The sequence below is a fragment of the Arthrobacter sp. BI5 genome (genome assembly GCF_056680065.1).
Map to the genome: position 1 here is coordinate 664,599 of NZ_CM155264.1, position 14,535 is coordinate 679,133.

Annotated in this window: 15 protein-coding genes, 1 tRNA gene and 1 pseudogene; 10 read left to right on the forward strand and 7 right to left on the reverse strand. The window is 60.9% G+C overall.

The annotated features are described in order from the left end of the window. Positions 1 to 60: 60 nt before the first annotated feature. Entirely contained in the window at positions 61 to 2,484 is a 2,424-nt protein-coding gene (gene ppsA, locus AC1MED_RS03170; protein ID WP_479785392.1) for a phosphoenolpyruvate synthase, read from the reverse strand. A gap of 145 nt (positions 2,485 to 2,629) precedes the next feature. Continuing rightward, positions 2,630 to 3,448: a pyruvate, water dikinase regulatory protein gene (locus AC1MED_RS03175; RefSeq protein WP_479785394.1), complete on the reverse strand. Its 819-nt coding sequence runs from the start codon at positions 3,446 to 3,448 to the stop codon at positions 2,630 to 2,632. A gap of 116 nt (positions 3,449 to 3,564) precedes the next feature. Between AC1MED_RS03175 and AC1MED_RS03180 the strand changes: the two genes are divergently transcribed. After that, entirely contained in the window at positions 3,565 to 3,768 is a 204-nt protein-coding gene (locus AC1MED_RS03180) for a hypothetical protein (protein WP_479785395.1), read from the forward strand. A 183-nt stretch (positions 3,769 to 3,951) separates the two neighbouring features. On the opposite strand, the gene AC1MED_RS03185 is transcribed toward AC1MED_RS03180, so the two are convergent. After that, complete coding sequence (locus AC1MED_RS03185) at positions 3,952 to 4,278, reverse strand: DUF1905 domain-containing protein (protein WP_479785396.1); 327 nt, start codon at positions 4,276 to 4,278, stop codon at positions 3,952 to 3,954. Positions 4,279 to 4,469: 191 nt separating this feature from the next. Here AC1MED_RS03185 and AC1MED_RS03190 point away from each other — a divergent pair, with 191 nt between their 5' ends. The 5 genes from AC1MED_RS03190 to AC1MED_RS03210 all read left to right on the forward strand — a co-directional run bounded on the left by AC1MED_RS03190 (position 4,470) and on the right by AC1MED_RS03210 (position 9,025). After that, positions 4,470 to 4,616, forward strand: a complete 147-nt coding sequence (locus AC1MED_RS03190; RefSeq protein WP_441418987.1) for a lmo0937 family membrane protein — start codon at positions 4,470 to 4,472, stop codon at positions 4,614 to 4,616. A gap of 1,050 nt (positions 4,617 to 5,666) precedes the next feature. Continuing rightward, positions 5,667 to 6,704 (forward strand): DUF4062 domain-containing protein, encoded by a 1,038-nt coding sequence (locus tag AC1MED_RS03195; RefSeq protein WP_479785398.1) that lies wholly within the window; start codon positions 5,667 to 5,669, stop codon positions 6,702 to 6,704. A gap of 152 nt (positions 6,705 to 6,856) precedes the next feature. Next, positions 6,857 to 7,504 carry a DUF3223 domain-containing protein gene (locus tag AC1MED_RS03200; protein WP_479785400.1) on the forward strand — a complete coding sequence of 216 codons (648 nt, stop codon included), beginning with the start codon at positions 6,857 to 6,859 and terminating at the stop codon, positions 7,502 to 7,504. Between the two features lie 247 nt (positions 7,505 to 7,751). Further along, positions 7,752 to 7,973 (forward strand): hypothetical protein, encoded by a 222-nt coding sequence (locus tag AC1MED_RS03205; protein WP_479785401.1) that lies wholly within the window; start codon positions 7,752 to 7,754, stop codon positions 7,971 to 7,973. After that, positions 7,970 to 9,025 carry a hypothetical protein gene (locus AC1MED_RS03210; RefSeq protein ID WP_479785402.1) on the forward strand — a complete coding sequence of 352 codons (1,056 nt, stop codon included), beginning with the start codon at positions 7,970 to 7,972 and terminating at the stop codon, positions 9,023 to 9,025. Before AC1MED_RS03205 ends, AC1MED_RS03210 begins: the two co-directional genes overlap by 4 nt. 207 nt (positions 9,026 to 9,232) lie before the next feature. Here the strand turns inward: AC1MED_RS03210 and AC1MED_RS03215 are convergent, their stop codons facing one another. Continuing rightward, on the reverse strand, positions 9,233 to 9,778 hold the full coding sequence (locus AC1MED_RS03215; protein WP_479785403.1) for a hypothetical protein: 546 nt from the start codon (positions 9,776 to 9,778) through the stop codon (positions 9,233 to 9,235). A gap of 34 nt (positions 9,779 to 9,812) precedes the next feature. Between AC1MED_RS03215 and AC1MED_RS03220 the strand changes: the two genes are divergently transcribed. Then, a complete protein-coding gene (locus tag AC1MED_RS03220) occupies positions 9,813 to 10,451 on the forward strand; it encodes a hypothetical protein (RefSeq protein ID WP_479786756.1) in 639 nt (212 codons plus the stop codon). A 5-nt stretch (positions 10,452 to 10,456) separates the two neighbouring features. On the opposite strand, the pseudogene AC1MED_RS03225 reads toward AC1MED_RS03220, so the two are convergent. Beyond that, a pseudogene (locus tag AC1MED_RS03225) lies at positions 10,457 to 10,600 on the reverse strand (type II toxin-antitoxin system Phd/YefM family antitoxin); the annotation flags it as partial. Between the two features lie 149 nt (positions 10,601 to 10,749). On the opposite strand from AC1MED_RS03225, the gene AC1MED_RS03230 reads away from it, so the two are divergent. Beyond that, positions 10,750 to 12,087 carry an ApeA N-terminal domain 1-containing protein gene (locus AC1MED_RS03230; protein ID WP_479785405.1) on the forward strand — a complete coding sequence of 446 codons (1,338 nt, stop codon included), beginning with the start codon at positions 10,750 to 10,752 and terminating at the stop codon, positions 12,085 to 12,087. A gap of 65 nt (positions 12,088 to 12,152) precedes the next feature. On the opposite strand, the gene AC1MED_RS03235 is transcribed toward AC1MED_RS03230, so the two are convergent. Together AC1MED_RS03235 and AC1MED_RS03240 are read right to left on the reverse strand one after the other, a co-directional pair. Continuing rightward, complete coding sequence (locus tag AC1MED_RS03235; RefSeq protein WP_479785406.1) at positions 12,153 to 12,866, reverse strand: hypothetical protein; 714 nt, start codon at positions 12,864 to 12,866, stop codon at positions 12,153 to 12,155. After that, a tRNA-Ser gene (locus AC1MED_RS03240) sits at positions 12,839 to 12,928 on the reverse strand. Before AC1MED_RS03240 ends, AC1MED_RS03235 begins: the two co-directional genes overlap by 28 nt. Before the next feature lie 138 nt (positions 12,929 to 13,066). On the opposite strand from AC1MED_RS03240, the gene AC1MED_RS03245 reads away from it, so the two are divergent. Both AC1MED_RS03245 and AC1MED_RS03250 read left to right on the forward strand, forming a co-directional pair. Next, entirely contained in the window at positions 13,067 to 14,128 is a 1,062-nt protein-coding gene (locus tag AC1MED_RS03245) for a zinc-dependent alcohol dehydrogenase (protein ID WP_479785408.1), read from the forward strand. A 3-nt stretch (positions 14,129 to 14,131) separates the two neighbouring features. Further along, complete coding sequence (locus tag AC1MED_RS03250; protein ID WP_479785409.1) at positions 14,132 to 14,530, forward strand: 6-pyruvoyl trahydropterin synthase family protein; 399 nt, start codon at positions 14,132 to 14,134, stop codon at positions 14,528 to 14,530. The last annotated feature ends 5 nt before the right edge of the window (positions 14,531 to 14,535 follow it).

Genomic DNA, 14,535 nt, shown 5'->3' on the forward strand with positions numbered 1-14,535 from the left:
GAAGAGGCCCGGCTGCGCGCCGGACGGGCCGCTCCCACCGGGGCGGGAGCGGCCCGTGGCCTAGTTGCTGGCGGCGGCTGCGGCGCTGACACCGGCGGCTGCCGACGCTTCTGCCGCCCCGGCGAGCCGGATCCAGGTGTCCACCACGGTGTCCGGGTTCAGCGAGACCGAGTCGATGCCCTCCTCGACCAGCCACTGGGCGAAGTCCGGGTGGTCGCTCGGGCCCTGGCCGCAGATGCCCACGTACTTGCCGCGCGCCTTGCACGCCTTGATGGCCATGCTCAGGAGCTTCTTGACGGCAAGGTTGCGTTCGTCGAAGCTGCCGGCAACGATGGCCGAATCCCGGTCCAGGCCCAGGGTCAGCTGGGTCATGTCATTGGAGCCGATGGAGAAGCCGTCGAAGTAGTCCAGGAACTCGTCCGCGAGCAGCGCGTTCGAGGGAATCTCGCACATCATGATGACCTCGAGGCCGTTTTCGCCGCGGCGCAGGCCGTTTTCGGCGAGCAGGTCGATGACGCCGCTGGCCTCGTCCAGGGTGCGCACGAACGGGATCATCAGCTTGACGTTGGTCAGGCCCATCTCGTTGCGGACGAAGGACAGCGCCTCGCATTCCAGGTCGAAGCAGTCCCGGAAGGACGGTTCCAGGTACCGGGAGGCGCCGCGGAATCCGATCATCGGGTTCTCTTCGTGCGGCTCGTAGGCCGGTCCGCCGAGCAGGTTGGCGTACTCGTTGGACTTGAAGTCGGACATCCGCACAATCACCGGCTCGGGCGCGAAGGCGGCGGCTATGGTGGCCACCCCTTCGGCCAGGCGCTTGATGTAGTAGTCGCGCGGGCTGTCGTAGGCGGCGATGTGCTCCCGGATTTCCGCGAGCACATCCGCGGGCTGATCGTCCATGTTCAGCAGCGCCTTGGGGTGGATGCCGATCTGCCGGTTGATGATGAATTCCAGCCGGGCCAGGCCCACGCCGTGGTTGGGGAGCTGCGCGAAGGTGAAGGCCTGCTCGGGGGTGCCGACGTTCATCATGACCTTCACCGGCGCCTCGGGCAGCTGGGTGACTTCGGTTTCCTCGACGCTGAAGTCCAGCAGCCCTTCGTAGATCAGGCCGGTCTCGCCGTCGGCACAGGAGACGGTCACGTCCTGTCCGTCGGAGAGGGCGTCGGTGGCGTCACCGGTGCCGACGACGGCGGGAATCCCCAGTTCCCGGGCGATGATGGCTGCGTGGCAGGTGCGTCCGCCGCGGTTGGTCACGATCGCGGAGGCGCGCTTCATGATCGGTTCCCAGTCCGGGTCCGTCATGTCCGCGACCAGGACATCGCCGGTTTTGAAGGCGGCCATCTGGTCGATCGCGGTGAGGATGCGGACGCTGCCGGCGCCGATCCGCTGGCCGATGGCGCGGCCCTCGACCAGGACATTGCTGGAGGCGTTCAGGCGGAAGCGGCTCAGGCTGCCGGACGTCCGGCGGGACTGCACGGTTTCCGGGCGTGCCTGCAGGATGTACAGGTCGCCGTCGATCCCGTCCTTGCCCCATTCGATGTCCATCGGGCGTCCGTAGTGGTTTTCGATCGCGACGGCGTGCCGGGCGAGCTGCTCGACGTCGTCGTCGGTGAGGCTGAAGCGGTTCCGCAGGGACGCCTCCACCGGAACAAAATCGATGGTGTGGCCGATTTCGCGGTTGTCCGTGTATGTCATCTGGAGGGCCTTTTCGCCCAGCCCGCGCTTGAGGATGGCCGGGCGGCCCGCCGCGAGGGCGGGTTTGTAGACGTAGAACTCGTCCGGGTTGACGGCGCCCTGGACCACGGCTTCGCCGAGGCCGTAGGAGGAGGTGACGAAGACGGCGTCCTTGAACCCGGATTCGGTGTCCATGGTGAACATGACGCCGGAGGCGCCGACGTCGGAGCGGACCATGCGCTGGACGCCTGCGGAGAGCGCCACCTCGGCGTGCTCGAACTTGTGGTGCACGCGGTAGGCGATGGCCCGGTCGTTGTAGAGGGACGCAAAGACGTCCTTGATGGCGGCCAGGATGTTCTCGATGCCGCGGACGTTCAGGAAGGTTTCCTGCTGCCCGGCGAAGGACGCGTCGGGAAGATCCTCCGCCGTCGCGCTGGAGCGGACGGCCCAGGACAGGTCCTCGGAGCCCCCGTGCTTGTCCACCAGTTTCTGGTAGGAGTCGCGGATCTGCGCCTCGAAGTCCGGGAGGAAGGGCGTCTCGCGCATCAGGGCGCGGATTTCCTGGCCCGCCGCGGCCAGGGCCGTCACGTCGTCGGTATCCAGCCCGACCAGCCGGTCGGCGATCTTCTGGTCCAGGCCGGAGTCGGCCAAAAAGCGGCGGTAGGCGTCCGCGGTGGTGGCGAAGCCGTCAGGAACCTGGACGCCGGCAGAGGTGAGGTTCTGCACCATCTCGCCGAGGGAGGCGTTTTTGCCGCCCACCCGGTCCAGGTCCTTGAGCCCGAGTTCTGAGAACCACAGGATGTCCGTCGTCATGGTTGCTGCTCCTTTGCAGGTGATGCCGTAATGCCGCCGGTGGGGGGCGGCCGCCGTTTGATGGGCGCAAGTCCTGTCCACAGTGACAGGTCGGCGCCGGTGATTCCACACGATGTGGCCCACGCAACACTTGTGAAGCCTGGCCTCAGTGCTTGAGGTTCATCTTCTGGAGGATGGTGGCGGCCATTTCCTCCACGGAGACGCTGGCCGAATTGAGGTACGGGATCCCGTGGGACACGTACAGCCGCTCGGCGCTGCGCAGCTCGAACCCGCACTGCCGCAGGGAGGCGTAGGGCGAGCCGCGGCGGCGTTCGGTCCGGACCTGGCTCAGGCGCAGGGGGTTGGTGGTGAGGCCGAAACACTTGGAAACGAACGGACGCAGCGGCTTGGGGAGCCCCTCGCGTTCAAAGTCCTCGTCCACCAGCGGGAAGTTCGCGGCGAAAATGCCGTGCTGCAGCGCCAGGTACATGGTGGTGGGCGTTTTGCCGCAGCGGGACGGGGCCACCAGGATGACCTGCGCCTTTTCCAGCGCGCGCAGGCTTTGGCCGTCGTCGTGCTCCATGGCGTATTCGACGGCGGCCATCCGGGACTGGTAGCGGGCGGCGTTGCCCAGGCCGTGGGCCCGGCCCGGTTCCCCGCTGGCCTGGGTTCCCAGGGCCTGCTCCAGCTGCCCGACGTGGGTCCCGATCAGGTCCACGAGGATCGCCTTGCAGGTCCCCAACGTCTGGCGGATGTCGCTGCCGACGGCGGTGGAGAAGACGATGGGCTGCTGGCCGGTGGCCGCGAGGTTGTCGATGACCCTGACGACGGCGCGCGCCTGGTCAACGGTGGTGATGAAGGGGACCGTGATGCGGTCATATTCGTTTGCGGGGAACTGCGTGAGCAGGGTGTTGCCGAGCGTTTCCGCGGTGATGCCCGTGCTGTCCGAAAGGAAGTAGACCGGGCGGGGAGCGTCATTGGTCATAAACGCATTGTGCACCAGCGGGGGCCGCGCGGTCTTCCATGACGCATGCACCCGCCGCCGGTCGCCGGCCGGACGGCGGGGAGTAGGCTGTGACCCACATCCCCAAAGGAGGCCGCATGAGCTACAAATATCGGACTGTGAAGGTCCGCGGTACGGACCTGGTTGGCACCATTGCGCGCAGGCACGGGGGCGCGCCCGAAATCTACGAGACCTCGAAGGACCCGAGTACTTCGGTGGTTCCCGTGTTCTTCGCGGAAACCGGCGAGATCCGCTTCTTCGACCGGTCGGTGCTGGAGGACGTTGTCAGCCCGGCGGGCTAGGAGGCTGATGCGCGTGGTCCGTCCCTCGGCCGGGCTGGTCGGCCTTTGAGACGCGGATACCAGAACGGGGCAGTGGGCTCCCAACCCAGTGCTCCGGCATCGTCCGTCCAGGCTGCAACCACGGGGCTGAATCGACACGAACTATTGCCTTCGGACTCCGTTTGGCCCAGGCATACCTGTGCTTCAAACTGCCGGGCCGGTACCGTTGGCGGCCCGGCCGCCGCGGGGTGACACGCTCATAGCCACCGTCACGGTGTCGCCGTCGCCGAAACGTTCCTTGGCGCGGACGTCCTTTTTCACCGGCAGCACGTATTCGCCGTTGCGCGGCAGCAGTGAGGTCTCCCATTCGGTTGCGCCGATTCGGACGCTCACCGGGATGGCGCCCCACCCGTAAGTGGCCGCAGCTGCTTCCGCCCGGACGTAGTCACATACGTCTGCGGGTAGGGCCAGCCAGTAGAAGGGCGCCGGGCCACGCCATTCGAACAATTCCGCGCTGAAGGTCGAGTCCACGTCACGAAACGGTAGTGGTGGCACCTCGGGATTTCAACCTTTTGGATTCGGCATCGGGCCAGACGCATATAGGTTTTCACCCATTTCCAAGGAAGCGATCCGGGCATAGGGTGAAGCCACCACACGACATCCGGTGGGGGCTTCCGCCGGACTCAGCATTTCCACCCGCGGACGAGTTAAGGGAGATTCTCATGTTGCTTTGGATAGCCATCATCATTGCTGTTCTCTGGCTTCTCGGCTTGATCGGGAACATTGGTGGCGGGTTCATTCACCTGCTTTTGGTCATCGCCGTGGTGGTCCTGATCTTCCACTTCATCCGCGGCCGGTCGCGCACGTAGATACTGGTCGCCGTTTCCCCGCCGCGGACGTGGGGTTCTCGACAACGGCCCCTTATCACTGCAGGAGTGGCGCCGGATGGGCTAGCTCGCCGACATGACCAGTGTTGGAGCCACGGGTCAACGGCGTCTATCCCGTATCGCCCGACTCGCGTTAGGCGTGCCGGGGCATTTCTCACCGGCGGCGTAACGGGGAGCTGTAGCCTTACGGAGTCGTCGCGTAATTGGGGGAAATGCGGAATTCAAACGATCAGCCGGAGTTTTCGTAGCCGGCATCTCTTTGTTCTTCGGTGGTCCGCTGCTTGCCTTCGCCGGGCAGATGTTCATGGCCTGGGCTATTTCTAGGAATGACCGAGGCTTGGTTGCCGTGCTGATTGGTGTGGCGATACTCGGGGCCGTCCTCGGCCTAGTGGGCTTCTTCATGCTAGTGGTGGCTGCGCATCGTGCTCTGGTGAAGATCGATGCGCTCCCCGTCCGGGCTCAGCAGATGTCGAGGCAGGAGTGGTCCACGACTCGCTAGTCGGCTCAGAATACTTCGGGCGCCGCGAACTGCGGGGAGTTCTCCGGCGCCAAGGTCCAGCCGCGCCAAAGACGTTCGGGCGCCCTGCGTCCATAACATTGGATGTCTACGCGGACCAATTTGACGCAGATCTGGACGCCGTTTCAGACGCTTTGGATCACGCCGTCTCTCTGGTAAATGTGCCCAAAATGTGCCCTCTGGCTTAGTTTTGGCAAAGCGAAGGCCCCTGCTTCCCTTGTAATCAAAGGGAAGCAGGGGCCTCGCTATGTGGCGGTGACGGTGGGATTTGAACCCACTGACATCCCTAATTGGATTCCAGGCACTGAACCAAAAGTCCCCAGATAGCGGCACTTTAGGGCGGTGTGTTCACGGACGGAAACGCTTGCTCACAGCTACTCCTGCACCAAAACGCACCACGGCCGCGGCATTGCTGCCCTTCGAGCCCAAGCTGGGAAGGGCGCGGCATGACCGAAGTGAGCGAGTTAGAGTCAGGGTCTAGCGGATGTATCGGGTTCTGCCGATAGCATCGACCCATGGAGAAGCGCTATCAGGTCTTTATCAGTTCTACGTTCGTCGACCTCGTAGATGAGCGCCGAGAGGTTATGCAGGCCCTGCTTGAGATGGATTGCATCCCTGCTGGAATGGAGCTCTTTCCTGCCGCTGATACAGACCAATGGACGCTGATAAAGGGTGTCATCGAGCAGAGCGACTACTATCTCGTAATCCTGGGCGGACGCTATGGATCGGTGTCGGAAGAAGGAATCAGCTACACCGAGAGGGAGTATGACTACGCCGTTGAGCTGGGCATCCCGGTCATGGGATTCGTTCCCGCAGATCCCGACTCGATCGTTGTCGGCAAGACCGACAAGAAAGCTGCCGCGGCGAAGAAGCTCAGCGCCTTTCAGAAAAAAGTACAACTCAGAATGACGAAGGACTGGAAGAATGCAGAGGATCTTGGCTCGAAGGTCACTCGTGGACTCGTTCACCTAATCAAGACCAATCCTCGTCCGGGATGGGTGCGCGGCGACCAGGCAATGACCCCCGAGATGCGTGCTGAGATCGCGGAGCTTGAGGCAAAAATCGCCAAACTGGAGAAAAAGGAGATCGAGACGACCGCGTCTCTCACTTCACAGATCGACGATGGCTTCGCTCACGGGACGGAGGAGGTGGAACTCTCGCTGGTTCATGAGGGTTACAGCCTTGCTCTTGGACCTTTTGAAGAGACGGGAGATCTCACCTATACGTGGGACGAGATCTTTGAGGTGCTTGGCCCCTTCATGATTGATGAAGTCCCTGAGCCTTCGCTTCGCGTGACCTTCAACAACCACATGCTCAGCGCCATCCAGAATGATCCGGAGCATTGGACGGACCTTTCCAACGAATCGGCGAAGGTTTCCGACAAGTCTTGGGGATCAATTATTGTGCAACTGCGAGCCCTGCGCTTGATCGAAACGGGAACAAAGAAGCGCACCGCCAGCGACAAAGCGGTCTACTGGAAGCTCACGCAAGCAGGGGATGACTACCTTGTCGCGCTGCGGGCGGTGCCTAGCCGGGCAAAACTCGAACCATAAAAGGTCTGCAGCGCCAGGCTTGACGTAGCGTGCACTGCCCCTATTTAGGCCGCAGGACTGAAGCTCCAATCGGCCTCAGCAAGTAGGCGTGCGAATATGTAGCAAGCTGCTTCAGTTCGACAGCGTCCGCACTTTTCACGGTTGGGGTATCCATGGTTGAGGCAGAGTTTGGCAAATACACGAAAGCGGCCATCAAAAGGCTCTTCAGCTCATATCTGCGAACCCATGCTCATGGAGAGAAAGTGGACGACCCCGACATAACCGAGCTACTGTCTGAGCTCGTGTCAAGGCATCCGGAAGCGGCGGAAAAAATTGGACCAGGTATTGAATTCTGGGTCGTCTGCTCCAATAAGGACATAGGGTACGCAAGCAAAGGCTTCCGGTTGAAACAGGTGAACCGCGACGAGCTGGTGAGATTTAGCTACTTGGACGTGCTAAAGAGGCCGAGCCGCAAGGACCTCGTGGCCGAAGCATTGACGCAAGAGGCGCTGGAAATTACCAGGGAGTTCCGGACTCAGGCATTCAAGGATGGTCCCGTACTTTGTGCCAAAACCGGTGTCGTCATTACCGAAAAAACGGACGCAGACGTTGTGCACCGCAGTCCGAGCAGGCGAGAACTGCACTTGAGCTTCTTGTTGCGCGAAGGTCTGAACTACGAATCGGTGGAGCTGGTTAAACATCCAACCGAATCCGGCATGCGGCTGAAAGATAGGGCACTCGCTGAGCGGTGGTGTGATTTCCAGCGCCAGCATCTGGGGGGATTGGTCATCGAGAAGGCACCTCGTTCAAAGCAATCGTAGACGCCAGATTTGCTGGTGGCCGGACTGCGGAGGGCACGGCTTCTCACCGGAAGGGAATGCATGCTGGACATCCGCCTGATGGGTCGCTGGGATGAAGACGAAGGGTTACACCTAATCAGGACTAGCGAGCTGAGTCTCCCCATGGCTTCAGCGGACGATGACTCGGAATCCAATGTCTTGCTGGGTGAATGGTGGTCGAGATTATTGAAACTCGGTGCATAGGCAGAATCCCTGTCAAGATGTCGGCATGAAGAATGAACTCAGCGCCGATGAGGCAGCGGAACTCGTAGGCAAGTCGGGCAAGTACTTTCGCGCCACACTTCGGGAGCGGAAAGCCTCGGGCATCCTGGATCCACAGGGTGCCTGGCAGAACCCTCCAATGCCCAACGGAATCTGGACTATCCGGCGCAGCTATCTAGATGTCCTCGCTGGCGAGCATGGCTGGACCATCAAGAGAGGAATTGGATGAACACGGAGATGGCAATGGCCCAAAGAAAACTGACCGCATACATCGGAGACGTGGGCGAAGTAAAAGTTCTCCTTGAGTTGTTGGAAATCGGGGCGGCGGTGCATTTGATAACCGGCTCGGACTACGGTTGGGATCTGCATGTACAGGTTCCTCTCATACCCACTAACGCGTCCGACTTGGGGGACGCTGACGGGTGGTCCATGTCCGGGCGCGCCGCTCACGTGCAGGTGAAGAAGAAGAGCAGCTCCAAGTCACCGTCAGTTGACCCCGGAACTATTCGCGGATGGATCAGCGGGTCGGAAGTAGGCGTCCCTACGTTCGCTTTCATCGTTCTCCCAAAAGCGAACTTCTATCTTTCGCCCAGGGATCTCAGAACCATCGTGGCTAACTGGGAGTCGGGGAACGTGAAGAAGAAGGGGGAAGGGAAAGCAGAGGTCAAATCGGTGACCCTTTCTCTATCCAAGGCTCGAGAATACAACTCGGAGGAATTCTCATGGCTGCTTCACCTGTGGACAAAGTACCCAGGGATCATGTATCGCTCTTCGATCGAGGACTGGACGAAACTTGGCCGGGCCGGCTTGTATCAGGAGGCGTACCAGTTCACTTGTGAGGTTGTCCTGGCGTGGATGAAATCGCACTTTGCTGACATTTATCTCGGCCCGGGTGCTCAGGGCGTACTGCGTTTGCGCGACGGTTCCGCCCGAGACGTTCGCGATAGCCCGATCGACTTTCTCGAAGCGACTCAGGGTGCTGATGCCCTGGGAATAGCCCAAGCGGCTTTCCTGACTATGTATCCGGACAAGAGCGATGTTTCTGAGGAAATTCAGGAGCTCTCTTGGGGCGTTCTGCAGGACCTTGAAAAAACCATTCACACCTTGGGCTTCCGGTGGCCGAAATCTAAGTTTATGACCACCTACGCTTCAAGCCCTGACATCGGCAAGTCAAGGGAAGAAGCTATGCAGCTCGTCCGCGAAGTGATGGGGTACTACAACAAATGCTTGGCTTGGCGTGAGCAGCTGGCTTCAACAAAGCAGGACAGGGCCGAGGACTGAGAAAGCCAAGGTAGGCAGAGACTTCAGTGTCCCGTGAAAGCATCCGCACCCCACGCCTACTAGCTGCGGGTAGTCGCAACCAACAATCAGTGTCGCAACCCCGCATTCTACTATCGAAACACGCTCCATCATGGTGCACATGTACTTGTGCCCCATAATGCACCCCGCTTGCCGTTCTGCCTCCAGATGGGGCCCTGTTGAGTCCTGTTACCCAAGTGCGGGATGGGTTCGGATAAATGGCTTTACCTGGTGCTGCAGCATGACCCAAATCTTCTTGCGCTGGGCATCTGAGATGTCTTCCTTTTTGCGCTTGTTAAACATCTTGAGGAAAAAGGAGTGGTCCTGATCGCCGTTGTTTCCGTTGTACTCGTTGTCGAACGCACCATGGTCTAGTAGCCAGTCGATCAGGTCCCGGGAGAAATAGTCCGTCGTAAGGGTTATCTTGGTTCCTTCCTCTATTGCCTTCTTGAGGGCCAGAAGCAGGCTGAACACAGAGACCTGTACATTCAGGTCCTCACGCTCGAAGTGGTGCACACACTGGCTGCCGATGTAGGAGAGCTTGTTCTGATTCTTCTTGTTGTGGATGGTGTACATGTAGAGAAGGTTCTGCTGGCCGCAGACGCATTCACCCTCGCTCTGCGGATGCTCCTCAACTGCTACGACACTCCACTCATGAACGGCATCATAAAAATTCGAGGCGACAGAATTATCCTCGATGACCTTCTTTAATGTCTCAAAACTATTCGCTGCCACTGCTGGCCCCCTCCGTTTGGTTTTCACAACTTACGTGGACGCCGTCGACCTCCGTCAGCTGGGCAACGAGGAAATAGAGGAAGAGGCATTGGCCGCAGGGGAGAAAAGTGATCGTTTACCTCGGCCCGTCGTTCAACGGAAACCCACTCCAGGCGAGGCCCTGCATCGGGCGAAAACGCTTGCGGTGAAGATCAACCTGCTCCTAACGATTAGATCGGATGCGTCAGGGAAGCCGTACACCTTCCCGATGATCCGCGCCCGAGCCATGAAAGCGGGTTTCTCCCTTTCGGGCACGAGATGGTCTCAGCTCAAGGAAGGCAAGGTCCAGGTGGTCCCAGATGACTGTCTGCGGGCGGTCGCGCAGGTGTTCAACGTTGACTCGGAGTATTTGCTCAGTGATAACGCAGAGCTGCCTGCAGAACTGGCATTGATGCTTCCGAAGGTGCGGATCAAGAAGCTTTCCGAGGTGCGGGAGTTCGCTATGAGGTCACTGAACACCGTGGCCCCTGAAGTGCTCAGCACGATAAGAGAGGTGTTTGACCAGGCCATTCAGGAAGAATCAGTCCGCCGCAACGGTGCGCTTGAACGCTCGTTTAGATGGGTAGCGATCTCACGGGCAGACTGCAGAGCGGACAACAGGCGGAGAGCGTTCGCTGGGGAGCTCAGCAGGTAGCTTGTCTCCACCAGCGCGTCGTACTCGTCCTTCGACATCAAGACGGCGGATCCGCGCTTGGACACGATCTCAATCTCGGTGTGGTCGAGGTTCACCCGTTCGATAAGGCGGGATAGGTCACGGCGTGCCTCGCTAACGGTTATGGCCATAACTACCTCCTGGCTGTAAATGATAGTGGTTACCCCTTTACATAAATGATGACTCGTAGTGAGAAAAGACGTCTGTCAATCACGCATGAAGACAGGAACCTGGCTTACCGTTACGTGTTTGTATTTACCGGACGTATTGGAGGGGCGACGTGGCAAACAATGAGCTGACGCTGGGTGAGCCGAGGCTAGGGTGGCTCGTTGACGGAAATCCAGGCACCGACCATATTGCGGTCATGCTCCGAGACACTGGGACCGCAATCGACCTTACTGTGCCCCTCAAGGGGATATACGACAAGAGCGACCCGTACGGACGGTGGTGGTCTCCAGATGTCCACTTCGGCGACGACCCCGACCGCGCAAAACACAGCTACAAGCCGCCTCGAGTCCTTCTTTTGCAGGATTCTGCAGGATCCGTTGTGCTGGTTGGATGTCGTTCCACCGGCTCGACTTCCAACTTTTCTGTCGGCCAGGGGCACATCGTCGCAAATTATGCCGTCCTTGGTGGGAGCCACCTTCGATATGAAAAGGTCAATGGTCTGCGAACGGAAATTCCCGCCATGGCCGTCTGGACTCGCCTCAGTAGCATGAAGATCAAAATTGAGCCCAACGAAGAAAACCGCGTTCAGTCAGTCCAGATGACACTGACGAACGCGGAGCCGATTTCCCTGGCCCGCCCAATGAACCTTGTTATGCGGTCGAGCTGGAGAACAAAAAGACCGAGTGGCGGATTCCATGTCGATGAAGGAGTCGAGTTGGAAACCTCGGTCGACAAGGCGCGGACCTGGGGTGAGCATCTACAGGTCCACAGCGCGGTCCTAGATCTTGTGTCCATCGCGGCTTGGAGACCATTCGGAATCTCAGCCACCAAAGTGAGGCGCCGCGATGATCCTCATAGGAGCCTAGCCGGGGGCGACAGGGGTGAGCGTTGGCTGACAGTTGCAACTCACCGCTTCCCAAAGCACGAGGGATGGGCCAAAGACCCCCATTTTCTCTTCCCGTATGAAGAGGTCGGAAGCCGTGGGGTGTCGCGCTGGCTACGCTTACGGAAGACATACGGAAGGGCGGTAGGTCCACTGCTGAATGTCCTTCGTTCCGACAACCCCTGGGGCCATCCGAGCGTCGTGCAGAGCGGGATCGCTCTGGAGGCTCTGGGTTACCTGATCGACGTCGAGAAGAACAACGGCGCCAGCCTGAACGGCCGTGGGCAGATGAACTTCAAGCCAGGGCTGCGGGTGATCCTCGACGACATGCAAGTCACTCCCTTCGCCGATATCGAAGGATGGATCAAACGGGCGGACGCCGCCTACATGGGAGCGAAGCACCCGGATCGCTCGGAACCGGACTCTTTGGTAATGCTCAATACACTCCGCGAGAACTTGTTGATTCTACGCTTCTGGATCGGTCTCCAGCTTGGAGTGAAACCCGAGTCCCTCGTGGACGCCTTGGCGAGGGACGCACTGGCGCACGAGTTCATCCTCGCGGAGTGAATTAGACCCAGGTGCACTTCGAGTCCGTTTTGCCGCGAGGCAAGGCGTCAAAAATCGGGGCAGTCCTACGGAAGGCTGTTTATCTGGAGGTCCAGTGAATAGAGATCGTTCATCGTCTTGTATATGCTCGCTCCAATTTCATCAAGTTCTTCAAAGCCGAGGAGGACGTACATCTGATTTCCGGCTTGCGGATGACCTACTTTAAACGTTTTGCGCTTGCCGTTCGAGAAGGCCGCCTTTCCCTCTACGAACGAACCTCCAACGACAGAGTGCAGGACGCCATTGCGTCTCTCCAGTGCCACCTTTGCATCCGTCAGGATTGCTAGGGCCTCGGCCTTGCTTTGCTCACTGAGGGAGTCGGTTCCACTGATTAGGGTTTTTGCGAGCTGGACCATGCCTGAAGCGCTCATGTTCGCCGTCACCGCATAGCCGATCCGGGCATTGTCATCATTGATCAGTTTCGCGCAAAGATCTACGAGCGCTTGCTCTAGCCACGCGCACCAAAGTGCGATTCGGCCCACGGCGGCCTCCCCCTCCGTGTCCATCGCTGTGCCGTCCCGGTGGTCAGGCAATTCCGTGGCTTCGGTGGTCGCTTCCATGGCCCCAGCATAGGCGGCGTTCATCGATGTCCAGGGAACCATGACTCCGTCGAATCGGTCGTCCATCACCTGAGATCGCTGGAACATGCACCACGGATGCACCACGACGACTCCGGAATGCAGAAAACCCCCGGTTTCACGGGGGTTTTCAGTGGCGGTGACGGTGGGATTTGAACCCACGTTGGCTTTTACACCAAACAACATTTCGAGTGTTGCACCTTCGGCCGCTCGGACACGTCACCAACCTGAATAGGGTACCGGAGCAAGGCGCCCAACCCCAAAACGGCGCCCACACAGCCGTAGAAAATGCCCCGACGCACCCCGCCCCGCCGCCCCGAAGCTTTCCCACGTCCGGCCGCGGCACTAGATTCATAAGCAAGATGAGCAACCCGAACCAGACAACCCCAGCCCCAACCACCGCAACCGCATACTGGACCGTCGGCCCGGAGCAGGGCGAGCTCCGGCGTGAGGAACTGCCCGCGCCCGGCCCCGGTGAAGCCCTGGTGCGCTCGCTCTACTCCGGCATCAGCAAGGGCACCGAAATGGTCGTGCACAACGCCCGCGTGCCGGAGTGTGTTGCCTCGGAAATGGCAGCCCCCCATCAGGAAGGCAGCTTCCCGTCGCCGGTGAAGTTCGGCTACCTCTCCGTCGGCGTCGTCGAGGAGGGCCCCGCGGACTGGAAGGGCAAGACGGTCTTCTGTCTCTACCCGCACCAGGACCGCTACATTGTCCCGGTCGAGTCGCTCACCCGGGTCCCAGACGGCGTTCCCGCCCGCCGCGCGGTGCTCTCGGGGACCGTGGAGACCGCGGTCAACGCCCTTTGGGAGGCCGGTCCCCGCCTCGGCGACCGCGTTGCCGTGATCGGCGCCGGACTGGTCGGCGGCATGGTCGCCAAGCTCCTCGGCACCTTCCCGCTGGGCCGGCTGCAACTGATCGACGTCGACCCGGCCAAGCGCGCCTTCGCCGACACCCTCGGCGTCGATTTCTGCCACCCCGACGACGCGCTGCCGGACTGCGACATCGTGATCCACTGCTCCGCCTCGCAGGCCGGGCTGCAACGCGCCCTGCAACTGGTGGGCGACGAGGGCGAGATCATCGAGATGTCCTGGTACGCGGACCGCCTGGTCACGCTGCCGCTGGGGGAGGACTTCCACGCACGCCGGCTCTCCATCCGCGCCAGCCAGGTGGGCGTGGTGGCCCGCGCCCGGCGCCACCGCCGCAGCAACGCCGACCGGCTGGACCTCGCCGTCTCGCTGCTGGCCGACCCGGTCTTTGACGCCTTCCTCACCGGCACGTCCAGCTTCAGCGAGCTGCCCGACGTCGTCCAGCGCCTCTCCGAAGGCAGCCTGGACGCGCTCTGCCACGTCATCGAATACCCTGCCGGCACTCCGGCCACAGAAGATTCCACCACCGACGCCCCCGCAACAGAAACCACGAGGTAATCCGTGTTCAGCCTGACCGTCCGCCGCAATTTCATGATCGCCCACAGCCTGCCGCGCCCGGCCTTCGGCCCCGCGCAGGGCCTGCACGGAGCCACCTTCGTCACCGAGGTGACCTTCCGCCGTCGGGCCCTGAACGAGGATGCCATCGTGCTGGACATCGGCGAAGCCGGCGACGTGCTGGACGACGTCCTGGCGGGCCTGAACTACAAGAACCTCGACGAGCACCCGGACTTCACCGGCAAACTCAGCACCACCGAAGCCCTGTCCCAGTACATCGCCGACGCGGTGGCCGGCCGGATCCGCGGCGGCCAGGACGGGAAGGCCCTCGCCGGCATCGACGTCACCCTGCGCGAAACCCCCGACGCCTGGGCCAGTTACTCGCTCGAATTCGACGCCGGCTAGCAGCC